The sequence below is a fragment of the Calothrix sp. NIES-2098 genome, assembly GCF_963875125.1.
Classification (GTDB): Bacteria; Cyanobacteriota; Cyanobacteriia; order Cyanobacteriales; family Nostocaceae; genus Aulosira.
The window spans coordinates 2,273,361-2,295,022 of record NZ_CAWNKJ010000001.1 but is presented as its reverse complement, the minus strand read 5'-3'; the positions used below and the strand labels follow the sequence as shown (position 1 = coordinate 2,295,022).

General features: G+C 40.2%; 19 protein-coding genes. 12 read left to right on the top strand and 7 right to left on the bottom strand.

What is annotated here, in order from left to right:
• The first annotated feature begins 12 nt into the window (after positions 1–12).
• The 4 genes from AACU33_RS09660 (at position 13) to AACU33_RS09645 (ending at position 3,846) form a co-directional block, all read left to right on the top strand.
• Positions 13–1,914, top strand: coding sequence for a ShlB/FhaC/HecB family hemolysin secretion/activation protein (locus AACU33_RS09660; RefSeq protein ID WP_096588303.1), 1,902 nt, complete (start codon positions 13–15; stop codon positions 1,912–1,914).
• A gap of 93 nt (positions 1,915–2,007) precedes the next feature.
• Positions 2,008–2,397 (top strand): tetratricopeptide repeat protein, encoded by a 390-nt coding sequence (locus AACU33_RS09655; protein WP_339375886.1) that lies wholly within the window; start codon positions 2,008–2,010, stop codon positions 2,395–2,397.
• A gap of 173 nt (positions 2,398–2,570) precedes the next feature.
• Complete coding sequence (locus AACU33_RS09650; RefSeq protein ID WP_096588301.1) at positions 2,571–2,774, top strand: hypothetical protein; 204 nt, start codon at positions 2,571–2,573, stop codon at positions 2,772–2,774.
• 886 nt (positions 2,775–3,660) lie between these two features.
• Positions 3,661–3,846, top strand: a complete 186-nt coding sequence (locus tag AACU33_RS09645) for a hypothetical protein (RefSeq protein ID WP_096588299.1) — start codon at positions 3,661–3,663, stop codon at positions 3,844–3,846.
• 336 nt (positions 3,847–4,182) lie between these two features.
• Here the strand turns inward: AACU33_RS09645 and AACU33_RS09640 are convergent, their stop codons facing one another.
• From AACU33_RS09640 to AACU33_RS09620, 5 genes are all read right to left on the bottom strand, one after another.
• A complete protein-coding gene (locus tag AACU33_RS09640) occupies positions 4,183–4,695 on the bottom strand; it encodes a hypothetical protein (protein ID WP_339375885.1) in 513 nt (170 codons plus the stop codon).
• A 287-nt stretch (positions 4,696–4,982) separates the two neighbouring features.
• Positions 4,983–5,465 carry a GNAT family N-acetyltransferase gene (locus AACU33_RS09635; protein ID WP_339375884.1) on the bottom strand — a complete coding sequence of 161 codons (483 nt, stop codon included), beginning with the start codon at positions 5,463–5,465 and terminating at the stop codon, positions 4,983–4,985.
• 34 nt (positions 5,466–5,499) lie between these two features.
• Positions 5,500–5,778, bottom strand: a complete 279-nt coding sequence (locus AACU33_RS09630) for a type II toxin-antitoxin system TacA family antitoxin (protein ID WP_096588298.1) — start codon at positions 5,776–5,778, stop codon at positions 5,500–5,502.
• Between the two features lie 160 nt (positions 5,779–5,938).
• Positions 5,939–7,021, bottom strand: coding sequence for a photosystem II q(b) protein (psbA, locus tag AACU33_RS09625; RefSeq protein WP_096587332.1), 1,083 nt, complete (start codon positions 7,019–7,021; stop codon positions 5,939–5,941).
• Positions 7,022–7,221: 200 nt separating this feature from the next.
• Positions 7,222–8,091 carry a prephenate/arogenate dehydrogenase gene (locus AACU33_RS09620; RefSeq protein WP_445291784.1) on the bottom strand — a complete coding sequence of 290 codons (870 nt, stop codon included), beginning with the start codon at positions 8,089–8,091 and terminating at the stop codon, positions 7,222–7,224.
• 53 nt (positions 8,092–8,144) lie between these two features.
• On the opposite strand from AACU33_RS09620, the gene AACU33_RS09615 reads away from it, so the two are divergent.
• From AACU33_RS09615 to AACU33_RS09585, 7 genes are all read left to right on the top strand, one after another.
• Positions 8,145–9,710 (top strand): pentapeptide repeat-containing protein, encoded by a 1,566-nt coding sequence (locus AACU33_RS09615; RefSeq protein ID WP_096588296.1) that lies wholly within the window; start codon positions 8,145–8,147, stop codon positions 9,708–9,710.
• Positions 9,711–9,771: 61 nt separating this feature from the next.
• The gene (locus AACU33_RS09610) at positions 9,772–10,365 is read left to right on the top strand and encodes a DUF1517 domain-containing protein (RefSeq protein ID WP_096588295.1); all 594 of its coding nucleotides are present in this window, start codon (positions 9,772–9,774) and stop codon (positions 10,363–10,365) included.
• Between the two features lie 143 nt (positions 10,366–10,508).
• The gene (locus AACU33_RS09605; protein WP_096588294.1) at positions 10,509–11,390 is read left to right on the top strand and encodes a hypothetical protein; all 882 of its coding nucleotides are present in this window, start codon (positions 10,509–10,511) and stop codon (positions 11,388–11,390) included.
• A gap of 203 nt (positions 11,391–11,593) precedes the next feature.
• A complete protein-coding gene (locus AACU33_RS09600; protein WP_096588293.1) occupies positions 11,594–14,794 on the top strand; it encodes a HEAT repeat domain-containing protein in 3,201 nt (1,066 codons plus the stop codon).
• 58 nt (positions 14,795–14,852) lie between these two features.
• Positions 14,853–16,493, top strand: coding sequence for an SWIM zinc finger family protein (locus AACU33_RS09595; protein ID WP_096588292.1), 1,641 nt, complete (start codon positions 14,853–14,855; stop codon positions 16,491–16,493).
• 454 nt (positions 16,494–16,947) lie between these two features.
• The gene (locus AACU33_RS09590; RefSeq protein ID WP_096588291.1) at positions 16,948–18,357 is read left to right on the top strand and encodes a reverse transcriptase family protein; all 1,410 of its coding nucleotides are present in this window, start codon (positions 16,948–16,950) and stop codon (positions 18,355–18,357) included.
• Between the two features lie 68 nt (positions 18,358–18,425).
• Complete coding sequence (locus tag AACU33_RS09585) at positions 18,426–19,379, top strand: nucleotidyl transferase AbiEii/AbiGii toxin family protein (protein WP_096588290.1); 954 nt, start codon at positions 18,426–18,428, stop codon at positions 19,377–19,379.
• A gap of 81 nt (positions 19,380–19,460) precedes the next feature.
• Here AACU33_RS09585 and AACU33_RS09580 read toward each other — a convergent pair whose 3' ends face one another.
• Positions 19,461–19,871: a hypothetical protein gene (locus AACU33_RS09580; protein WP_339375883.1), complete on the bottom strand. Its 411-nt coding sequence runs from the start codon at positions 19,869–19,871 to the stop codon at positions 19,461–19,463.
• The gene (locus AACU33_RS09575) at positions 19,861–20,754 is read right to left on the bottom strand and encodes a pirin family protein (RefSeq protein ID WP_096588289.1); all 894 of its coding nucleotides are present in this window, start codon (positions 20,752–20,754) and stop codon (positions 19,861–19,863) included. Before AACU33_RS09575 ends, AACU33_RS09580 begins: the two co-directional genes overlap by 11 nt.
• A gap of 277 nt (positions 20,755–21,031) precedes the next feature.
• On the opposite strand from AACU33_RS09575, the gene AACU33_RS09570 reads away from it, so the two are divergent.
• The gene (locus tag AACU33_RS09570; protein WP_096588288.1) at positions 21,032–21,571 is read left to right on the top strand and encodes a PadR family transcriptional regulator; all 540 of its coding nucleotides are present in this window, start codon (positions 21,032–21,034) and stop codon (positions 21,569–21,571) included.
• The last annotated feature ends 91 nt before the right edge of the window (positions 21,572–21,662 follow it).

Genomic DNA, 21,662 nt, shown 5'->3' with positions numbered 1-21,662 from the left:
CTACACAATGAAATGAGCAAAGGTACAAAAACTGGTCTTCAGCCCCAAGCCCGCTTTCAGCAAAGATTTATCTCTTTATTTCATCTGTTAGCTCGTCTGCGTATTTACCGCAACTTCGGTTTTAAGTGCAGCTTGCTGGTGCTGCATCTGGTATCGGTTATTGCTATGAACGGGCTAAAAGCGACCGCGAGCGATCGCGACATCAGCCTTTACCGCAATCATACTGAATCTCACAACAGCACTCAGGCTATTAACTCAGCAGATGAATTGAAATTGAGCAACGATGTTCGCCGCACAGCAGAACCTTTACTAGTCCAAACACCAGAGACTAACCCTCCCCTACAAGAGCCTTCACAAGTCACTGAACCTACTCAACCCTCACCAACGCCGTCAGTAACTCCTGAGCGCATCTACGTCCGCAAGATTCAGGTTGTAGATAGCACAGTTTTTAAAGAGCAGCAGTTAAATCAGGTTGTACAGCCTTTTGAAGGGCGAGAATTAACCATAGAAGAGATCAGAAAAGCTGCTGATGCTGTCACCCAGCTTTACCTAAATAACAACTATATAAACTCTAGGGCGATTCCTGTAGCGCAGAAGCCTGGAAGTACAGATGGTGTGGTAGTCATCCGCGTCATTGAAGGGCGTGTGGCGGAAATTGACGTGCAAGGAACGCGACGCTTAAATCCTAACTATGTTCGCAGTCGCATCCGCTTGGGTGCAGGGGTTCCCTTAAATACTATTCAGATGGAAGACCAACTGCGGTTACTGCGACTCGATCCGCTGTTCAAGAATGTGGAAGCCAGTCTGCGCCCTACAGGTAAAGTTGGTGAAAGTATTCTGATTGTCAGAGTTGAGGAAGCTAATCCTTTTATTAGCAGCTTTGGTATAGACAACTACTCGCCACCTAGTATTGGTTCGGAAAGATTCGGCATTGAACTGCGCCATCGCAATCTCACCGGGAATGGCGATGAACTAGCAGGTTCCTGGTATCACACGCTTACAGGTGGTTCTGATGTCTTTGATTTTAGCTACCAAATTCCCGTTAACCCGATGAACGGGAAGCTCCGCTTGCGATTTGCACCCAATCGCAACGAAATTACGCAGCCACCGTTTGACCAGTTCGGTATTAAAGCGAACCAGGATGTATATGATATTAGTTTTCGGCAGCCGTTAGTGCGATCGCCTAGAGAAGAATTTGCGCTATCTTTTGGGTTTACTTATCAAGATGGTCAAACTTTTCTCTTCGATCGACTCCCGACTCCCTTTGGGATTGGCCCCGATGCTAATGGAGTCAGCCGTACTAGCGTGTTCAAGTTTAGCCAAGACTACGTGAAGCGCGATCCGCAAGGAGCCTGGTATTTACAATCGCAGTTTAGTCTAGGTACTGGCTTACTTGATGCCACTATCAATCAAGATCCCATTCCTGATGGTCGTTTTTTCAGTTGGTTGGGTTTAATCCAGCGGGTACAAAAACTTAATCAAGATCATTTATTACTCATACAAGGAGAGTTACAACTCACACCCGATAGTCTGTTACCTTCCCAGCAATTCGTGATTGGCGGCGGACAATCTGTGCGCGGATATCGCCAAAACGTCCGTTCTGGAGATAATGGCTTTCGGGTAGCGATTGAAGACCGAATTACAGTCGAACGTAATGAAGCTGGATTACCGAGAATTGAGTTAGCACCGTTTCTCGATTTAGGCGCAGTTTGGAATCAATCTGATAATCCGAATAAGCAACCCAGTCAAACTTTTCTAGCTAGCGCTGGCTTAGGATTGTTGTGGAATCAGGCTTTGGGGATAGATCGCCTAACTATGCGCCTTGATTATGGCATTCCCTTTGTTGAGTTGAGCGATCGCGGTAATAACGCTCAAGATGATGGATTTTACTTTAGTATTCGCTATCAACCTTAGAAATAGTTGCTATTAGTTACAATCCCCAATATTGTGGGTACGCTAAAAGTATCACAACCTGCAAAATCTTATATTATTTTTATTTTCACTCAGATGAATAGCAATGCTCAAAATTTCAACCAACCACAGGCAACTCAATCATTGCAAAAAGATGCCAGCTTATATATTAAACAAGCTTACAATCATTTTGCCCAAGGAGATATAGAAGGTGCGATCGCAGATTTCAATACAGCAATCTGCATTCATCCCCACAGTGCAGAACTTTACACTGCACGCGCTAAATTTCGCAAAAAAAAATTAGGCGATCGTCAAGGCGCATTAGAAGACTACACCCAAGCGATATATATTAATCCTGATAACGCTTTCTTTTATTATTGGCGCAGTCAACTCTATCAAGAATTAGGTAATCAACAAAAAGCAATTGAAGATTACAATGTAGCAGTAACTCTGGCTCCAGAAGGCACTATGTATTATTTAATTTGACAATTATCTCTGCCGATTAGCTATTAGGAATTTAAACTATATACCTATCACATAATAATCAGAATAGGATAATCATTAAATTAAGCGATCGCAGCTAAAAAAGCGGTAGTATATGTATATAAGCTAGGACAACTGCTTTATTAATTGGTCAAATTCCAGAGAAATCAAAAATTATGAGATTAAAAAGATGGGAATCTCCTCGCCGAGAGGGAAGGAACGATAAAGGTAGAGGTGGTTCAGCCAGACAGCGACAACTTAAAAAACAAAGACAGATGTTGCGGCAAAGGCTGAAGGAAGAGAAAAAAGCAGACAATATTAAAAACAATGGCAAGGGAGAAGATGAATTTTATCTTCTCCCTTTTTATTTGGCTCTATGAGCAAACAGAAATTCCTACATTTTCAAACATAAGAATTTGTATAAGTAATAAAGTTCATTTATAGAATCAAAAAATATTAGCAATTTGCGATACAAATAGAGATTTAAATTTAAAAATATCATCAATCACCGTTAAGACAGATGAGCCACTATTGCAGAATAGCCAAAATAAATATTTAGTTGCAAAGCCTCTCTGCTAGAAAAATATGTAGTTAGGTAGCACATAAAAAACCATAAACGGCTTGGCACTAACAACCCTACACCTACTTAAAAGCCTATGAAATAAACCTTTCTTCCTTGATACCTGCTACCTTCTGCCTTGTTGAAGTAGGGGAACTCTCACTCTGCAATAACGTCCTTAGCAGAGAAAGTTGATTGAAGTTTTTGTTCAAAAAATCACTTTCAAGTTCAGAACCACAGATGCTGATAACTACATTTTGATCTATCTGTGGCTTCATATAAATACCATCGAATTACTGAGTATAAAAGCTTCTGCAAATAGGAATGTTTGAGTGTCCGAGTATTCTTTAGTAAAGAAAAAGGCTTAATCTCGCTCACAAATATCTCATCCTGCACCAAGTATACTCATTAACCAGTATTGAATCTCTGCCTGTTTTGATTTTGAGCAAAGCTTTTGATTTCCTAATTTTACAGATCGGGCGATAGTAGCTTGATTGTTTATATTGTTACTTCACAAAATAGCCATATAATCATGACAAAATTTGATTAAGTTAAGTATATTTACAATAATTGTAAAGATTGCATGAAGAAAAAACAAACTATTTATGAAGTAACTATAAAGTTTTCACGCGCGTTTAGGAAAAGCCTAGTGCCGTATCGGAAAATTAAGTTTCATATGCCTATGTCGTTTCAAGGATGTAACCGTTATGAACCAAAGGTTTAACTCAAACACTAATTTACCGAATCTAATCCTTGCATTTATCGTTGTTGTATCTATGCTTGGATTGTTAGGGTTTGCATTTATTGACGAGAGTACTAGACCTGTATTTATCGAAGTAGCAAAAGTTAGTGTTGCTGCTTATTTAGGTTATTTAATCCCTAATGGTAAGTAAAGCCCTGTTGTTAAACAAGGCTTTACATGAGTTTTATTGTGTTTTATAAGCTTCTAGTGCTGGTAACGCTAGGAGCTTCTTACTTGATTGTACAGAATATGGTGATAGTGTTCTATTAGATTTCTGTAAAGAAGTCAAAACCTTTTGAGGATTCGAGCTAGATTAAAACTAATGCCTAAAGAATAACGATCGGAGATTTGGTTAGAAAATTGGGTGCAAGGTGAAAACAAGTAATCAGAACATGTTCATACTTAGCTAGAAAGCCTTAGCTATAGGAGCATGGTTAGTTAACGTTTCGCACCTTGATAGCGAACAAGAGGTTATTGAATCAAGTTGCTAGCCACCTTGCTCTTTAATTTCTGAATGTAGATTTTTGTTGACAGAATAGCTGCTTCCCCGAAAGTTCAATTTGTAGGTTACGGGTGGTGTCGTTACTTCAGCCGACTGGAATTTAGGATCGAGACGAACTAAATAGTTACCTCCTCGAAAGCTCAATTTATGGATTACTGGTTGTATAGTAACTCCATCTGACTTGGCATTGGTTTCAGGACGATAGGAAGCTCCACGGTATATCAAGCTATGATTTGGTTCAGCAATCTGAACTGGCTGTTGTTGTTCTTCGCTTTCCTGGCTAACCAACTTACTTGTGTAGTAGTCGTAGCTGGTACTAATTACAACAACAATTAATAGTAGAAATAGGAACTGCCAAGGGGCGAATATTAAACCCAAAATCAAGCTGATAACTGCAAATACAGCCACCAAATGAGAGACTTCTTTATTAATATTTGTTAATAAAAAATAGCTAATGCTTAAACAAGCACACAGTAGAATCAAAAAGCACAAAGACATTTTTCCTCACTTCTGAACTAAAAGCAAAGATTTTATCAAACAGATTGAACTTTTTTAGAAATTGTTGTTTATTTTACTGCTCTTCGCTTGTCAATTCAATTCCCCCCTTAGCTTCAAGGGTGAGCAAAGGCAAGAAAAATTTTCATTTAGGTTTACGTCGGTAATTAGAGCTACTTAAGATTTACGCAAGAATTTTCCCAATATAAAACAATTTGAATGTTGAATTTTGCATTAAATCTTTAACATTCTTTATTTAATTAGTATGATTGTGAATCCTATAATTCAAACTACAAATTATTTGCTAAGATTTTACGAATATCCTTCAACATTAAAAATAGATGTAAAGGATCGGTAGGACTAGGTTCAAAATCGAACTTTTCATACCATCTTAATGCTTCATCATCTTGAGCATGAACTAGCAAAGCTCGAATACCTAAAATATCTGCTGCTGCATTCACGCGTTTTAAACAGTCTTTTAATAAACCGCTTCCTATTCTCTGATCTTGGAAATCTTTGCTTACCGCTAGACGAGCTAAAAGAGCTACAGGTATAGGATATTTGGGCAATCCCTTAATAATGCGAGGTGGCGCATCTTGATGAATAACAGAGGCTACAGTTAGGGTATAGTAACCAATTACAGTATTATCTAAACAGGCTACATAAGTTTTTGAACTGTCGGATTGTTGATTTTGCAAAGCATAATTAATTAAAAAGATATTTAAGGCAAGCTTCCCACAATCAAAGTCTTGAATATTGTGGGAAGCTGACAATTTCTCAATATATAAATTGTTTAATGGTGACAAATTACTCAAATACGCTCGGCTCCGTTAATAAGCGACGCAAACGGGGTTTTTCTGTGGATGGAGAATCAAGAGCATTTTGAAAAGCTTCCCACTGCTCATCATCTAGTGCAAAAAGCTTCCGATCTGTTAAAGCATTTTGAGCAGCAATTAAACCGTGTTCTAACAAAAACTCACTTACATTTTTATGACTTGCAGCAGCAGCTTGCTGCAACAGCTTTTTCACACTAGAACTAGTACGGATATCGATCCGTTCAGTTCTAGATTCAAATAAGTTGCTCATAATTTAAATTTAGATATACTTTTAACACCTAAGTTAGCATACACACATTGTCCTGACAACAAAATAAATTTGTGCAAGTCACATACAAATTAAAAAGCGCCCTCCCACTTGGGAGAGCGCTTTCGATTCACAGCAAAGCTATGACTTATTGCTCAAAAGATTAGCCGTTGATAGCAGGAGCAGTCAGAGCTACAGGAGCTTGCTCGCCAGCAGCCAAATCGAGAGGGAAGTTGTGAGCGTTACGCTCGTGCATCACTTCCATACCCAGGTTAGCGCGGTTGATGATATCAGCCCAGGTGTTAACAACGCGACCAGTAGAATCAATTACAGACTGGTTAAAGTTGAAACCGTTCAAGTTGAACGCCATTGTGCTTACACCCAGCGCGGTAAACCAGATACCAACTACAGGCCATGCCGCCAAGAAGAAGTGCAGCGAACGGCTGTTGTTGAAAGAAGCGTATTGGAAGATCAAGCGACCGAAGTAACCGTGCGCTGCAACGATGTTGTAGGTTTCTTCCTCTTGACCGAACTTGTAACCGTAGTTTTGAGATTCGTTCTCGGTGGTTTCACGCACCAAGGAAGAAGTTACTAGAGAACCGTGCATTGCACTGAACAGAGAACCGCCGAAGACACCAGCTACACCTAACATATGGAAGGGGTGCATCAGGATGTTGTGCTCTGCTTGGAACACAATCATGAAGTTGAAGGTTCCAGAGATTCCCAAGGGCATACCATCGGAGAATGAACCTTGACCGATGGGGTAAATCAAGAATACTGCGGTTGCTGCTGCTACAGGTGCAGAGAATGCTAGGCAGATCCAAGGACGCATACCTAAGCGGTAAGATAGTTCCCACTCACGACCAAGGTAGCAGAATACGCCGAGTAAGAAGTGGAAAATTACCAACTGGTAAGGGCCGCCGTTGTACAACCACTCATCCAGAGAAGCTGCTTCCCAAATCGGGTAGAAGTGTAAACCGATAGCGTTGGAGGAAGGCACAACTGCACCAGAGATGATGTTGTTTCCGTAAAGTAGTGAACCTGCTACTGGTTCGCGGATACCATCAATGTCTACTGGAGGTGCGGCGATAAAGGCAATTACGAAGCAGGTGGTTGCGGCTAGTAGGGTTGGGATCATCAGGACGCCGAACCAACCGATGTAGAGGCGGTTGCTGGTGCTGGTTATCCATTCGCAGAAGCGATCCCATACGTTGGCGCTTGAGCGCTGTTGTAGAGTTGCTGTCATGGTTCTATGATTGCGATTGCGTTGTTTGTATACGCAGGAATAATTGCTTATGTATGATGAAATTCATCATAAGAACTTTGTAAAGGATTGTAAAGAAGTTTTGCGTAAAGGTTACTTAACTTTTTGATAAGTTCAACTTATAACTTCATTCCACGGTATAGAGATGAGGTAGAAGAAGCAGGGGGAAAAATACTTGATTCTTATTCAACAAATTCAGGTCGCGCTTTTTGAGTTGATTGCAACTTCGCCTCTAAAGCTGTCCAATCTTCCTGCTCAATTAAATGAATCGCTTCATCAAGCTGATGGCGATATTGTTGCAATGACCCCAGCAATGCTTGTCGATTAAACTGTGCCATCATTACTCCCAATTCAGGATTACCACCACCAACGCGGCTAGTATCCCGAAATCCTGAACTGGCTAAGTTTTGGGCTAATTGTAAAACGGCGGGGTCGGTTTCACTTATGCAAGCTGCAATCAAAGAAGCGCTGACCATTACAGGTAAATGGGAAATCCAACTGACAGCGCGGTCATGTTGCTCTGGTTGACAATGGTAGATTTTAGCTCCCAGCGATCGCACAATTTCTTCTAACACTGAAATTGCTCTGCTCGGTGTTGTCTCTATTGGCGTCAGTACATAAGGGCGATCGACAAACAAATTATGCTGTGCAGCTTCTATACCGCTATCTGCGGTTCCTGCCATTGGATGACCGCCAATAAAATTTTCCCATAACGGCGATATCTCCTTGACTATCGGTGCTTTGACAGAACCAACATCAGTCACTACCGTAGTAGCAGATAAATGCGTAATTAACTGTTTAACTTGGGGAACAATAAGAGCAATTGGCGTACAAATAAATACAACTTCTGCCTGAGCCAAGAGGTTAATCTCGGCTGATGCTTCATCGACGCTTCCCAGAGATACCGCCTTTTGGCAGGTCGATTCCCGACGACTCACTCCGAAAACATGATGTCCTTGCGATCGCAAATCAAAACCCAAAGAACCACCGATCAGTCCGAGTCCTAAAATCCCAATTTTCATTTTTGCTTTTGATAGTCTGTCTTTACAAATATTTTCTGCGTAGTTTACCAACTATTAAAGTTGGCATCTGAGGGGTAGCATTTATGACTGTAGAAGAATTGCTAGAAAAATACGCGGCAGGAGTGATTGATTTTACTGGTATTGACCTCTCTGAAGCTAACTTAAGTGGCGTCAAACTCAGTGGTGTGAATCTTAGCCAAGCCAACTTGAGTATAGTAAATTTGAGTGGTGCAAATCTCAGCAAAGCTAACTTGAGCAATGCCACCCTCAATGTAGCGAGATTAAGTGGCGTGAATCTGGTAAGAGCCAATCTCAACAATGCCAGTCTCAATGTAGCTAATTTAATTCGTGCCGACCTCAATCACGCCCAACTCAAGGAAGCTTCGTTTGTGCGGGCTGAGTTAATTCGTGCAGACCTGAGTTGTGCAGACCTATCCGAGGCTAACCTCAGCAACGCTGACCTGCGAGAAGCTACACTCCGGCAAGCAAATCTCCGGCGTGCTAACTTAAGTGAGGCAAGTTTCCGAGGCTGTTCTTTAACGGGTGCAAACCTAGAGATGGCTAATCTCAACTCTGCCGATTTGGGTCGGGCGGATCTCAGTAGCGCTAATTTGCGAGATGCGGAACTGAGAAAAGTCAATCTTAGCCGTGCTAACCTCAGTGGCGCAGATTTAAGTGGGGCGAATCTCCGTTGGGCAGATTTGAGTGGGGCGAATCTCCGTTGGGCAGATTTAAGCAAAGCTAAATTAAGCGGGGCTAACTTAACCGGGGCAGACTTGAGCAATGCTAATTTAACTAATGCCAGTTTAGTACACGCTAATTTAACGCAAGCAAAATTAATTAAAGCGGAATGGATTGGAGCCGATTTAACTGGTGCGGCGTTAACTGGCGCTAAACTGTACGCCACGTCTAGGTTTGGTTTAAAAACCGAAGGTATAACTTGTGAATGGATTGACCTTTCTCCCACAGGCGATCGCTCGATCGTGCAAAAGTTTAATGCTGAAGATGCACGAGACTTTTTTAATGAAACTCCGCCAACCATCCGCATTATCGTCGATGCTCCCCTCGAACATGAAGCTAACTTTGCGCTAGCTGGTGCTTATTACCAAATTTCTCGGCAATATCGGGCGCTGAAACAACCGCCCACTATGGAAATTGGGCGTCGCCGGACTGTGTTTACATTCCGAGTTGATAACGACGAAGACTTATTTCCCGTTGCATATATGGCGATTCTGCCTTTTCATGATGCCACCAACACGCAAAAAAATATTGACAAGGTGGTGGAAATGCTCAAAGGTGAAGATATATCTCACATGGGTTTAAAAATACCCCATCGGGTGAGGCAATTAAGGACTGCGATCGAGGAAGCTAGAAATCAGGCTCAGTCTATTCGCGAAATTCAAAAAATTCTGGAGTTAGCAGCAAAATTAAATTTCTTCAAAACTCCTACCCAGACAATATTGACAAATTCTAGCGCGCAAACTTTGATTTTGTATGACAATGCCTACTTCGGTAAACGATTTATTAATCAATCAGATAGTAATGCGGCTTTTTTTGATAATATGTCCAATGAATCTACTCAATATAGCTTGCCTTCATTAAACATGGTTATCGATTTTGTTAAAAGTTTTCATTACATTGAACACTGAACAATTATCAGTAGAATAACTGTTCACTCACTAATAACTAATAAATTTGTGGAGGAGACAGATGCGTGATACTTTTAATAGAATGATTGGTCGGACTCGCTATGTTGTTTGCCGCTTGTTTCTGCATTTAGGCGGATCGGAAGTCGCGCCAATTTTGGGAGTATTCAATCGTGCTGCTAGGGAAGCAATTGATGCGGAAGGAGACTTACAAGTTTTAGGAGAAAGCTTAGTAGAAATCTGTGAAACCCTCTTGCGCTCTGATGAATACTGGCTTTCTGCTGCTAATGAAGGCGATGTATTTTGGAGCGAAGGCGAAGCAGGAGATTACGTCAATGAACTATTTAGCGACTCTGCTGAAAGATACGGTGCTGACCTCGATTTAAATTCTGATTCTGGCATTAATGAGCCATTATCTATACCTGTGACACGCAACATTATTGTGATGATTACAGTGGCTTTTGAAGGAGAAGTACCAGAGTTAGAAACTGACTTGTCTAACGTTCAAGCTTTAAAAGAAGCTTTAAAAGCTTTAATTAATTTGCACTACAAAAATAAACTACGGGCAGTTCAGGTGCATTTTTCACCAGCACAGTTGGGTGATGAACTCACTAACGATCAACTGATGCAATATTATCCAGAGTTAATTCCTTTGTAGATAGTCAAGAGTCAAGGGTTAATGGTTATTATTTATTTCTCCCCACACTCCCCACACTCCTTCATCCCTTATTGAGTGGGGTAGTCCGTACTTACAATGTGTAGTGAGAAATTGTTAAGCTCAAAGAGTAGGATATTAGTACAATGATCGTGACCATATTGCGTAGATTTACAGCCGTTTGTTTAGCCATGAGTTTGTGCTTGACAACAGTTGCTTGCGGTGGTGGTGCAGAACAATCAACCCCCCCAGGTAGAAATGTCAGCCAAACCTCTACGGCTACCAAGCTGAGTGATGGGCAGTATCAAGTACAACAAGCTACTTATGATGATGCTACTGGGGATTACACCCTGTTTTTAATTAACAGTAAGCCCCCAACCTTTGTCACTGAAAACTTGCAAATGGCTAGGCTGACAGATGAAGAAATTAAAGAAGGTAAAAAAAGTTACTTAAAAGTAGAAAGTGGACAGCCAGTTCTATACTTAACAGAAGACTTTAAAATTGAGTACGTTCATAACGTTACTGAGAACAAAACTAATCCTCAAACAGGACAGCAGGAAACAGTTGTTGTCCGCCGCGAAAATGGCTTCTGGGCACCCTTTGCTGGGGCGGTGGCTGGTAATATAGCAGGTCAGGCGATCGGTAGTCTATTATTTAGACCCCAGTATTATGTACCTCCTGTCTACCAATCCGGAGGAGTTTTGACTGGCTTTGGTGGATATGGCAGCAGCTACGATCAAGCGGTTTCTAGCTACCGCAGCCGCTATAATGAACCACCTGCAGCCGTGAGAAATCGCACTGCTTTCCGCACCACAGGGACAATTAGAAGAACCTATCCTAGTGGTACAAGCGTACAACGTCGTACTACTACTACTAACCGTCCTAGTGGTTCTGGTTTTGGCGGTAGCGAACTCAGACCTTCCAATAGTTCCAGATCTACCAGACGCACTCCTAGCGGTAGTAGCTTTGGTAGTGGAGGACGTAGTAGCGGTCGTCGCGCACCTGCTTTTGGCAGCAGACGCCGCTAAATTTGAGACTCCTGTCTCAGGAAGAGGTATTTTGAGATAATCTTCAATTCAGGGATGTCCGCATATATGGCTGGCATCCCTGATTTTTATTTGATCTATTTTGGTAACTGTGTAGCGATCGCCTTTTGTAAGTAATATCATAATTGCCCCAAACTCTCACCTGAGCCAGAATAGAGTTTTCCTTGGCTTAGTTGGAAGTTGCCATGAAGCTAATTAAACGCACAACCCTGCACTATCAAGAGGGTAGATCTACTAGAGTCTACGAAGTTGACTTGTGTCAGATAACTGATGACCTTTATGTAGTTAACTTCCGCTATGGGAAACAAGGTGCAAATTTAAAAGAAAGTACAAAAACTACTCAAGCTGTATCTTTAGCAGAAGCGCAAAAAATCTTTAACAACTTAGTCAAACAAAAAACGCAAAAGGGATACACAGAGGTTAATCTTGCACCTAGAAATCAACCTCTAGAGAATCAATTAGTTTCTCATGCAGACCCACGCAAACAAGCAATTCTCGACCGCCTAGCGAACAAACAGCCTAGTAAATGGAAGTTAGAAAGAGCTATTTGGCGGGCAGGAGAACTTAAAATTAGAGAAGCCACACCTTTACTCATCAAACTTATCGGTACAGGCGAACCTTTAAGAGATTATTGTCTTGCTTGGGCGTTAGGTTGGTGTGGCGATAATCAAGCTATTCAAGTTGTCACCCAGTTATATCAAAATCCTACAACACCAGATTTTGTCAAGCGTATTGCTTTTGAAGCATTGTTGAAACTAGTAGATGCAGAAACTAAAACAAGGTTGCAAATTCAAAAAATTTCTAGTTTACCTCCAGAATTGCAACCTTTAGCACAAAGCGGCTCATCAGATGCGTTTGCAATAGCATTACATACATATTTAGATAGGGGAAATTATCAAAATTTTGCCGTACTCGATACTATTTATCAAATAGATAACGCATATGTACGCCCAGTATTAATAAATATATTACGTAGCGCTCCTTTTCTCCCGAATTACTTTCAGCGAATTCGACATATTTTTAAAATAGCTGAATACCGCCACGATGCTGAAATATTTGCCATTCTTGCTTACCGTTTTGATAAGCAAAAAGCTATGTTTTCTAGTAGAAGATATACTATCAATCTGTCAGACGAGCAATATTTAAGAAAACCTGGTTTGTATTGGCATAAGGAAACAAAAAATTATTTTGAAATTATTGAAAACGAAATTGAGCGAGAACTCAAACTTCCTGATGCCAAAATTGCTTATAGTACAAAAACTCGTAATTATTTCCTCAGGCGTGTTTGGCGTACTCTCAAAAACTCAGGCGAAGAAAGAGATGCTGATTATATAAATATGGCTGTTGAGATTTTACTTCAGTATTCTGATGCCGATGCCGAGGCTATTAAAGAGTCTGTTTTCAAACGTCGAAATCCTGCTGGCGAACAAGTAACTCAATACAAGCGTACCTGGGATGCATTTGGTAGGTATTTAATTTTTAATCATATTCTTTACGAAAATAGTCCTTACTATGAACTAAAGTCAAATGCTCAAGCTTGGAGTTGCCAAGAAGGTTACATACCTGAAAATATCGAAAATTTAGAAATTGGAACATCAGAAAGAGAAGAAGCTTTTCCTCAGCTTTGGGAACAAAATCAAGCAGCATTGATCGAGTTACTCATGCAAAGTAGATGTTATCCAGTTCACTATTTTGCTGTTCGCGCTTTGAGAAGTTCTTTAAACTACTCTGATGTGCTTGATATTCAAACAACTATTAAATTACTCCAGAAACCTTATTTAATAACTGTGCAATTTGCTTTTATTGTTGCACTCATAAAATATAATTCTTCTGAACCCAATCGAGAATTAGTGATAGCAATGGCTAATTGCATTTATGACAATGCTCGCGCTCAAGCCATAACATGGATAGATGAACAACGAGAATACTTTTTACAAGATAGCAACTTTTTTGCCGATCTGCTCGTTAGTCAATATAGTGAAATTCGCAAGTTTGCTCGCAGTTTATTAAATAGTTATATTATTCGCGATCGCGAAGCTTTCACATTCATTAATAAAATAATTACTAAGCTCTTGTCAATTCAAGCTGTATCAACTTCTGATTCTGAATATGAGACAGCTAAGGAATTGATGGCAATTTTACTGATAAATTTTACCCCGCAGTTACGTAGCTTACAATTTAGTACAATTCAAGAACTAGTTGCACATCCACTGCCTTTAATCCAAGAACTTGGCGCTCGTATTTTGCTCAATCATGAGATTAAGGCTGAAAATTTACCACCAGAGTTGATAGTAAATATTTTAATATCGCCTCACGAAAGAATCAGAGTAATTGGTATAAGAATATTTGGGCTATTACCTAATGAAAAACTCATTGGAGAATATAGGTGTTTAATTGTGGCAATGGCTGCAAATGCAAGTATTGATATCCGCAATGCTATTAAACCCATTATCCAAGGTTTAGCTTCTAATTATCCAATTTTTAATATCCAGCTTGCTACAGATTTAATAGAAGTTTTACTGACTTCAGAAAAATATGAAGGTGTTCATGGCAATCTACTGAGTCTCTTACAAGAAGATTTACAAGGTTGGATGCCAAGCATAAATAAAGAAACTACTTTTAAACTTTTATTAGCCAAGTCTGCTTTTGCTCAGGATTTAGGTAGTCTGCTACTGAGAGAAAATTATCAAGCTTTAGTATTAGAGATTGAAACTAGCGAGATTATTAAAATTGCTAACCACGAAATTTTTACTGTTCGTGAAACTGCTAGACATATATTTATAGAAAAATTAGAACATTTTCGCACAGATCCCCAAGAATTGTTATTAGCAACGCGGTTATTAGAATCAAACTGGGATGATACGCGGGAATTTACTTTTAGAATATTTACTCAAGAATTTACAGCAGATAACTTTACACCAGAAATTTTAGTGAGTATCTGCGATAGCGTACGGGAAGATGTGCGTAAATTAGGTCGAGATTTGTTAACTAGAAATTTTAAATCGGAACACGGACAGGAGTATCTACTAAAATTTAGCGAACATCCATCAGCAGATATGCAGTTATTCGCTAGCAACTTTTTATCAGAATATGCAGTAGATAATCCAGTACGTTTACAGGAATTGATGCCATTTTTTATTACTGTATTATCTCTTGTTAATCGTGGCAGCGTTAGCAAGAAGAGAATTTTTGCATTTCTCGCATCTGAGGCGCAAAAAAGCGAAGCTGCGGCAAAGATTGTGGCAGAAATTATTACACGTCAATCAGTTACTATGGTAATAGGCGATAAGTCCGCTGCTATCCAACTGATGTTAAAAATTCACAAAAAGTTTCCTCATATATCTTTACCTTTTACACTAAAAGCTGTGACTGAAATTAGAACTTAGAGGATTTAGTTTTAATACTAAAGACAAATTAAAATTTATCTGAAAGTCATTTTTATATATGGAATTTAATTACACTTATAAGGGAAATTCAAAAGTAGTAGAAAGCGATCGCATTACTCAAATGAGTTTTTCTCCAGATACAAAGCGATCGCCTACTTATTTTATTGGAGAATTACAGCAAAATGTAGCTTTTCGGGAAGCAATTAGTGCATTACATGATGTTGTTGTTTCCGATATGCGGTTTAAACCAAAAGATAAAACTGCATATAAGGAATGGCGTGCCAAACAAGATGATATTGATTGGCAGATGGTTGCAGCTATGCGTCAAGATGTTGCAGATAGAATCAATCAACTACAAGCGGAATTAAAAGAACTACAAAATCGCCGTCAGCAAAGCTGGTCTAGTTATTATCAAGCTCAAAGACGTTATTTTGATTTTTTATATCAAAAAGACCGCGATGCTTGGTATGTGTTAGATCCTGTAATTACCATTCATCCAGATGAAATATTTTTTGAATGTTTTAGTGTGGATGAATCAACTTATGGACGTCTGGGTGCTAGTTACGAAGTTTTCACCAAAATTAGTGAATTCGCTTGCGGTACAACTAATGTAGATTATTCAGCATCGCTGTATAACGAATTCCAAAAAATCCGCAGCTACAAGACTACACAATTACAAGTCGATCCTTCTGGCTTTGAAGTTCAAACTACTAACGAAGACGCTTACAAAGAAGTCAAAATTGATTTACCTGATAGCTGGGTAAGAGGTTTTTTACAAGTCAGTTCGGCGATGTGTTTACCTGCAACGCAGTTCGACTTGCATCCAATGGATATTTATAATATGTGTTTTGTCCTGCGTCGTCATAAAGAAAGACAAGGGCCGCGTAGTATACGATATCATCTCAAACCAGGCGAACCCGTGCGGTTAGTGTTTGAACCGTGGGATATAGAGGTTGTTTGTCACCGTTCCCCTTATCTTGGCCATGAACCACAAACCATTCGCGTATGGGGACGCCGCCGCCTAAACATCCTAGAACGCCTCATCCCCATTGCTAGGAAATTTACAGTTCACCTTCTGGGTACAGGAATGCCTTCGTTCTATGTCGCTGACTTAGGCGATATGTCTTTTACTTTGGGTTTGTCGGGATGGACTGCTAACGATTGGTCACAAGCTGGTAATTTTGATTTAATGGCTCCGCGCACTGATGTTGATGAATGGACACAAAAAATTATTTTTGACGCGTTGCGAGAAAATTGGGTAGAAACTGCTGACAGCCTTGCACAACGTTTAGGTATCTCCCGAACAGCTATTATGGGTGCTTTAAGTGCTTACACTCAAGCTGGTAGTGTAATTTATGATTTAAATAAGCAAGTGTACAGAGTGCGCGAACTTAGCCGTGAACCATTACCAGTGGAACGCTTGCGTTTTGCTAACGAACGAGAAGAAAAAGCAGCCAGGTTTTTGCATCAAAATTCAGTGAAAGTCACATCTGTGAGCGACAAAGATGGAATTTTAATCTTACAAGGTCGTGTTAGAGGTAAAGGTAAAACTTACATACCATCCCTAACTATTGATAGAGACGAACGCATTATTCAAGCAGAATGCACTTGCAGTTGGTATCAACGACATCAACTTTACAAGGGGCCTTGCGAACATATGCTGGCATTAAGAATGCAATTTGCGCGTCAATTTCAATAAAATCATGGGTTCTGTAAATTTTCAGTTAATTGTCTACCCAGAATTAGTCACAAGCTATTAAGCTGTAAATACAAAAAATAAATAATTGGCGTGCAACTGCTAGCTAAATGTAATTACCTTGCAACCCGGACAGTGTATCACTGTCCTTGCGCTAAGTTGAAACATGCATCACTAGCCTGCTCTTTACGGCGCTCCGCCACCCAGTGTCGCGGTTTGGTTTCTGTAAAACCGACGACTAACTAGTAGCCAACTTACTCGTTAGTTGCCGAGATTTAGATACTGGTTCGATAGGTTGGGGGGTGGCTCCGCTGAGTAGAGCAGTCTAGTCCTGAGAGGTTTACGAAGGGTTTACAAGCTAGAATTTGTACGTCATTTTTTTTACATATATAGTGACAGCCTCAAAAGCCGAAAGTTAAGCTAGAGACATTAAATTTTAGGGTCTCCACAACACAATATGAGTGACCAGCGTCGTAGCCGAGAGGAATTGTCTAAACTCATTCGCGAAGTTGGGAAGGAAGAATTCATCCTCGAAGAAATGTTACGCTACGGCTTCTGGAAAGGTGAGTCACTACGGGAGTTAGATGCGGAAATTCACCGTCAAGAAGAAATCCGGCGAGAATTAGAAACGCTACGACAGCAAAGTTTGCAACTTCAAGATGAGCAACTGTTGCGTCAGCAGTCTTTGAAAAAACGCCTAGAAGAGTCGCGTCGTAAGCGCCAGGAAACTAAAGAACGCCGGGAAAGAGAACGCCAAGAACGTGCAGAAGCTTGGAAGCAGAAGAAAGAAAAAGAAATTGTTTATCTTGGTGAGGCTGTTTCCGCTGATTTAAACAATACTCAAGGTAATCAAGAAAAATTGAACTCCCTAGGTTTACCTGTTTGCAATACTGCTGAAGAGATAGCCACGGCGATGGGAGTGACTGTAGGAAAATTGCGTTTTTTAGCATTTAACCGCAATACCTCTACTGTTTCTCACTACATCCGCTTCAAAATGCCGAAAAAAACAGGGGGAGAACGTATCATCTTTGCACCTATGCCTAATTTAAAACAGGCGCAGCACTGGATATTAGAAAATATTCTTCAAAAACTAGAAATTCATGATGCAGCGCATGGTTTTCGTCGCGAACGTTCGATTGTCACTAACGCTACTCCTCACGTTGGTGCTGAGGTAATTATCAACTTTGACTTGAAAGATTTTTTTCCTTCAATTTCTTACAAAAGAGTCAAAGGACTTTTCCGTTCTTTTGGTTATTCAGGAGCAGCAGCAACTATTTTTGCGTTACTTTGTACTGCGGCTGAAGTAGAAGAATTGGAATTAGATGGACAGAATTATTATGTCGCAGTAGGAGAAAGACATCTTCCCCAAGGTTCTCCCGCTAGTCCTGCTATTTCTAACTTACTATGTCGCCGCTTAGATAGCCGCTTAACAGCAATGGCAGAAAAATTAGAGTTTATTTATACTCGCTATGCTGATGACTTGACTTTTTCTGTTTCTGGTGAAAGCCGCCGTTATATATGTAATATCCTCAGACGAACAGAATCTATTGTTATTCATGAAGGATTCACCATCAATCAAGAGAAAACTCGCATCCTGAGAAAATCTAGTCAGCAAGAAGTTACAGGTTTAGTCGTTAATAATAAGCTCAGTATTTCTAAAAAAACATTAAATCGCTTCCGGGCAACTTTATATCAAATTGAGACAGAAGGTTTAGAGGGTAAGCATTGGGGTAATTCCTCGAATTTAATTGCTGCTATCACTGGCTTTGCTAACTTTGTGGCGATGGTGAATCCAGAAAAAGGTGCTGAGTTTCTGGAGCGAATCAAGCGAATTAAGAAAAAATTTAGGCGTAACAATATTGAGTAAAATATTTATAGTATTTAGTATTTTGTGGTGTGTATTATTAACGCACATGACACTTACTCATCTTACCTATGTTAATTAAACCTACAATTCAAATACCAGAAAAATTACCTTTTTTAGAACAATTATGTTGGCAAAGAGAAGATATAGAAAATCTTACTCTTTTAGAGATGCTGAGAATATATGAACGAGGGTGGCGTTACCAAGGGGTTTTAGGCGATTTGAGCCAAATAGAAGCTTTGTTTGTGCAACAGTTAGCTCAATATTATGACTCATGGTTAGGAGCAAAAATGTTTGAAAGGGAGTTTCATCAAAAGATTTTAAACGTTCTTAACCAATTAAAGGCTGAATTTTTATTAGAATGTGGCGCGTATTTTGGCACTGATACTCTGGTTAGCTTAAATAATGGCGAATATAGATTAAGCAAAGATATAGATTTTATCTGTTCAACTGGTAGTGGTTATCGATTGCTACGACAAAAAATAGCTGAAAATCAATATAATGCTCTGTTTAATAGTCAAAACAATCTCAAATTACCAGGAGATATCAAAGCTGACCAGTACGGCATAAGATTTGCAGTTCTAGTTGATGAAACTTTAATTAAATTTGAGATTATTATGGAAGGACGTATCGAATTGGGAGAACCAGATTATCCCAGTTGGTCGCCTGTACCATGTTTAAATGAAATTGATAGTTTTGCTGAAAAACTTTTAGCTAATTCTGACAGATGGAATGATTCTTCGGTAGAGTCGAGAGATTTAATTGATTTAGCCGTCCAAAGGCTTAAGTCTCTAATTCCTCAAGAAGCGATTGAGAAAGCAGAATCAGCTTATCCTGTGATTGAACCTTTAAAAAAAGCGATCTCATTTTTCCAAAATAACCCTAATTATCGAGACAAATGTTTTACTGCTTTGCGAATTGTTGAACCCAGTAAAATTATTGATGGTATTGATTTAATGGCGGCAGATTTTTCTTTAGACAAGACAGTTAGAACATTAAGTGAATCTCAACAAGACTGGGAATGAAGGTAAGCGATCGCCAATTTAGGCTATTTGAGAGTGCGAGCATCTGGCTCAGAACGGAAACCAGATGCTCACAGTATCTTACTACTTAACAGCAAGCAGTTGTGATACCTCTGCGTGTGCTAAGACAACGCTAGGTTCGCGCTGGAGAGCAGCATAATACTTTCTAGCAAAAGCGTTACCTAACTCTGACGGTACGATTAACCTGCGAGCATCGGCAATTAACTTTTGCACAGATTCCGGTAATATGGGTTCATCTGCTGCCAGCATTTCATCAATTTGCACAACTAGCTCAGAAATGCGATGTAGCCAAGCAAATTGTTCGTGATCGATAACTAGTTGTAAAAGTTCGGCACTGGTTACTCTACCGCGTACTTGTTCGTAAGCGATGCGTTCTGTCTCCAGCAAACTGGAGTGCAAGCTGAGGAATTTGTTGCGCAAATTGCGTAAAAATTGCTGTTGGTTGATTCGTTGTAGAAGTGTGTTAGAAGTCAATGGAACCCATCCTCCCGTTACGATAGTCGTCAATTGCTTGAATAATTTCGGCTTCAGTATTCATTACAAATGGGCCGTAGCGAACAACTGGTTCGTTTAGCGGTACACCAGCGATGAGTAATACATCTAATGGTGATTTTGCGTTCGATGGATTTGCGATCGCCACTTCCTCACCGTCTTGTGCAAACAATACCATCTGCCCATCTCCCGCACGTTCTTTTTCTGCACCAAACAAGCCTTCTCCATCAAGCACATATATAAAAGCATTGTATTCTTTTGGCACAGGCTGAACTGCGATCGCATCTGGTTGAAGTGTGAAATGTAAGTACATAATCGGAGTTTGCGTCTCGATGACAGCTTTAGCTCCTAGCGCTTCTCCAGCTATAACTTTTACTTTCACCAAACCATCATTTGTTTGCGCAGTGGGAATTTTTGCAGATGGAATTTCTTGATAACGCGGCTTCATCATTTTGTCGCGACGGGGTAAATTCACCCACAGTTGTAATCCGTGAACCCGTCCGCCAGTACGAGCAAATTCCCGATCTGGCATTTCGGAATGGACAACACCTGCTCCTGCTGTCATCCATTGCACATCGCCAGCACTCAGTTTTCCTGCATGACCTTGAGAATCTTTATGTTCAACGCGCCCCTCTAGAATATAGGTGACTGTCTCAAAGCCTCTGTGAGGATGATCTGGCGCTCCCTTTGCTTTACCCAGTTCAACATCAACAGGGCCGAATTCATCAAGGAGGAGGAACGGGTCGAAGTCGGTAAAGCTGCTCTTGGGAAAAGGCCGACGTACCAGCATACCTTCACCTTCAAGCGTTTGCACGCTATTGATGATTCCTGCGACTGTTCGCATAGTTTGTATTTGAGTCGTCATTAATCTCCTCCTTGGTATGCTATTGTTCAGTTTGATACTTGGTAAAGTGCAGAATATTCGCACAGTCTGAATCTGCACTGGCAGGTCATAAAATCTAGATGGCAAAAAGTGGTGGCTTGTTTGATTGCAAACTCACTATTTATGTTCTTTAACCAAGCACACCCTAATTTCAATCTTTATGTGTTAAGCCTTATATATGATTAGTCTAATATTAGCATGAGATCATATAAAAACTAAAAGAGAGAGCTTACCCCACTTTAACTTCGGAAAACCGCCTATGTCTTTAGCTCACACAATTCTCGGTTTGCTTCAGCAAGAGGAGATGACAGGTTACGACCTGAAAACCACCTGTTTCGATCGATGCGTTGCACATTTGTGGCCCGCAGATCAGGCACAGATTTATAGAACCCTCGATAAACTGGTTGAGCAGGGTTGGATTAGTTGTAGCGTTGAGATTCAGAGCGATCGCCCTAATCGCAAGGTATATTCAATTACAGAAGCCGGAAAAGCCGAATTTATCCGGTGGTTGCAATGTCATCAGCCTTTACCGACATTACGAGAACCTTTGCTAGTGCAATTATATTTTGCTGCACAATTACCTAATGCAGCCGTGATTAAATTGTTAGAACAGCAGCTAGCTGTACGTAAAAACAAATTGGCTGAGTGTGACAATATTCACCTACCAACGCTGGATGAGTGTACAAATCGCGAGCAGATTATGCAACGGCTCGTACTAGATTTGGTAACTCAACGAGAACAAACTTATATTAATTGGCTGAAGACAGCAATTGATGTAATTGAGCGTACACCTAACTAAACCCATCGTTATTTTGTTCGCGAATTCACTACAGGTTATCAACAAAAGGTAATCATATGAATTTATTTATTAATGGAAAAAATCAGCAATA

Bases quoted from the DNA above. Each gene is read 5' to 3' on its own strand.
- AACU33_RS09660 (WP_096588303.1), top strand. From the start codon at position 13: ATGAGCAAAGGTACAAAAACTGGTCTTCAGCCCCAAGCCCGCTTTCAG.
- AACU33_RS09655 (WP_339375886.1), top strand. From the start codon at position 2,008: ATGAATAGCAATGCTCAAAATTTCAACCAACCACAGGCAACTCAATCA.
- AACU33_RS09650 (WP_096588301.1), top strand. From the start codon at position 2,571: ATGAGATTAAAAAGATGGGAATCTCCTCGCCGAGAGGGAAGGAACGAT.
- AACU33_RS09645 (WP_096588299.1), top strand. From the start codon at position 3,661: ATGAACCAAAGGTTTAACTCAAACACTAATTTACCGAATCTAATCCTT.
- AACU33_RS09640 (WP_339375885.1), bottom strand. From the start codon at position 4,695: ATGTCTTTGTGCTTTTTGATTCTACTGTGTGCTTGTTTAAGCATTAGC.
- AACU33_RS09630 (WP_096588298.1), bottom strand. From the start codon at position 5,778: ATGAGCAACTTATTTGAATCTAGAACTGAACGGATCGATATCCGTACT.
- psbA (WP_096587332.1), bottom strand. From the start codon at position 7,021: ATGACAGCAACTCTACAACAGCGCTCAAGCGCCAACGTATGGGATCGC.
- AACU33_RS09615 (WP_096588296.1), top strand. From the start codon at position 8,145: ATGACTGTAGAAGAATTGCTAGAAAAATACGCGGCAGGAGTGATTGAT.
- AACU33_RS09610 (WP_096588295.1), top strand. From the start codon at position 9,772: ATGCGTGATACTTTTAATAGAATGATTGGTCGGACTCGCTATGTTGTT.
- AACU33_RS09605 (WP_096588294.1), top strand. From the start codon at position 10,509: ATGATCGTGACCATATTGCGTAGATTTACAGCCGTTTGTTTAGCCATG.
- AACU33_RS09600 (WP_096588293.1), top strand. From the start codon at position 11,594: ATGAAGCTAATTAAACGCACAACCCTGCACTATCAAGAGGGTAGATCT.
- AACU33_RS09595 (WP_096588292.1), top strand. From the start codon at position 14,853: ATGGAATTTAATTACACTTATAAGGGAAATTCAAAAGTAGTAGAAAGC.
- AACU33_RS09590 (WP_096588291.1), top strand. From the start codon at position 16,948: ATGAGTGACCAGCGTCGTAGCCGAGAGGAATTGTCTAAACTCATTCGC.
- AACU33_RS09585 (WP_096588290.1), top strand. From the start codon at position 18,426: ATGTTAATTAAACCTACAATTCAAATACCAGAAAAATTACCTTTTTTA.
- AACU33_RS09575 (WP_096588289.1), bottom strand. From the start codon at position 20,754: ATGACGACTCAAATACAAACTATGCGAACAGTCGCAGGAATCATCAAT.
- AACU33_RS09570 (WP_096588288.1), top strand. From the start codon at position 21,032: ATGTCTTTAGCTCACACAATTCTCGGTTTGCTTCAGCAAGAGGAGATG.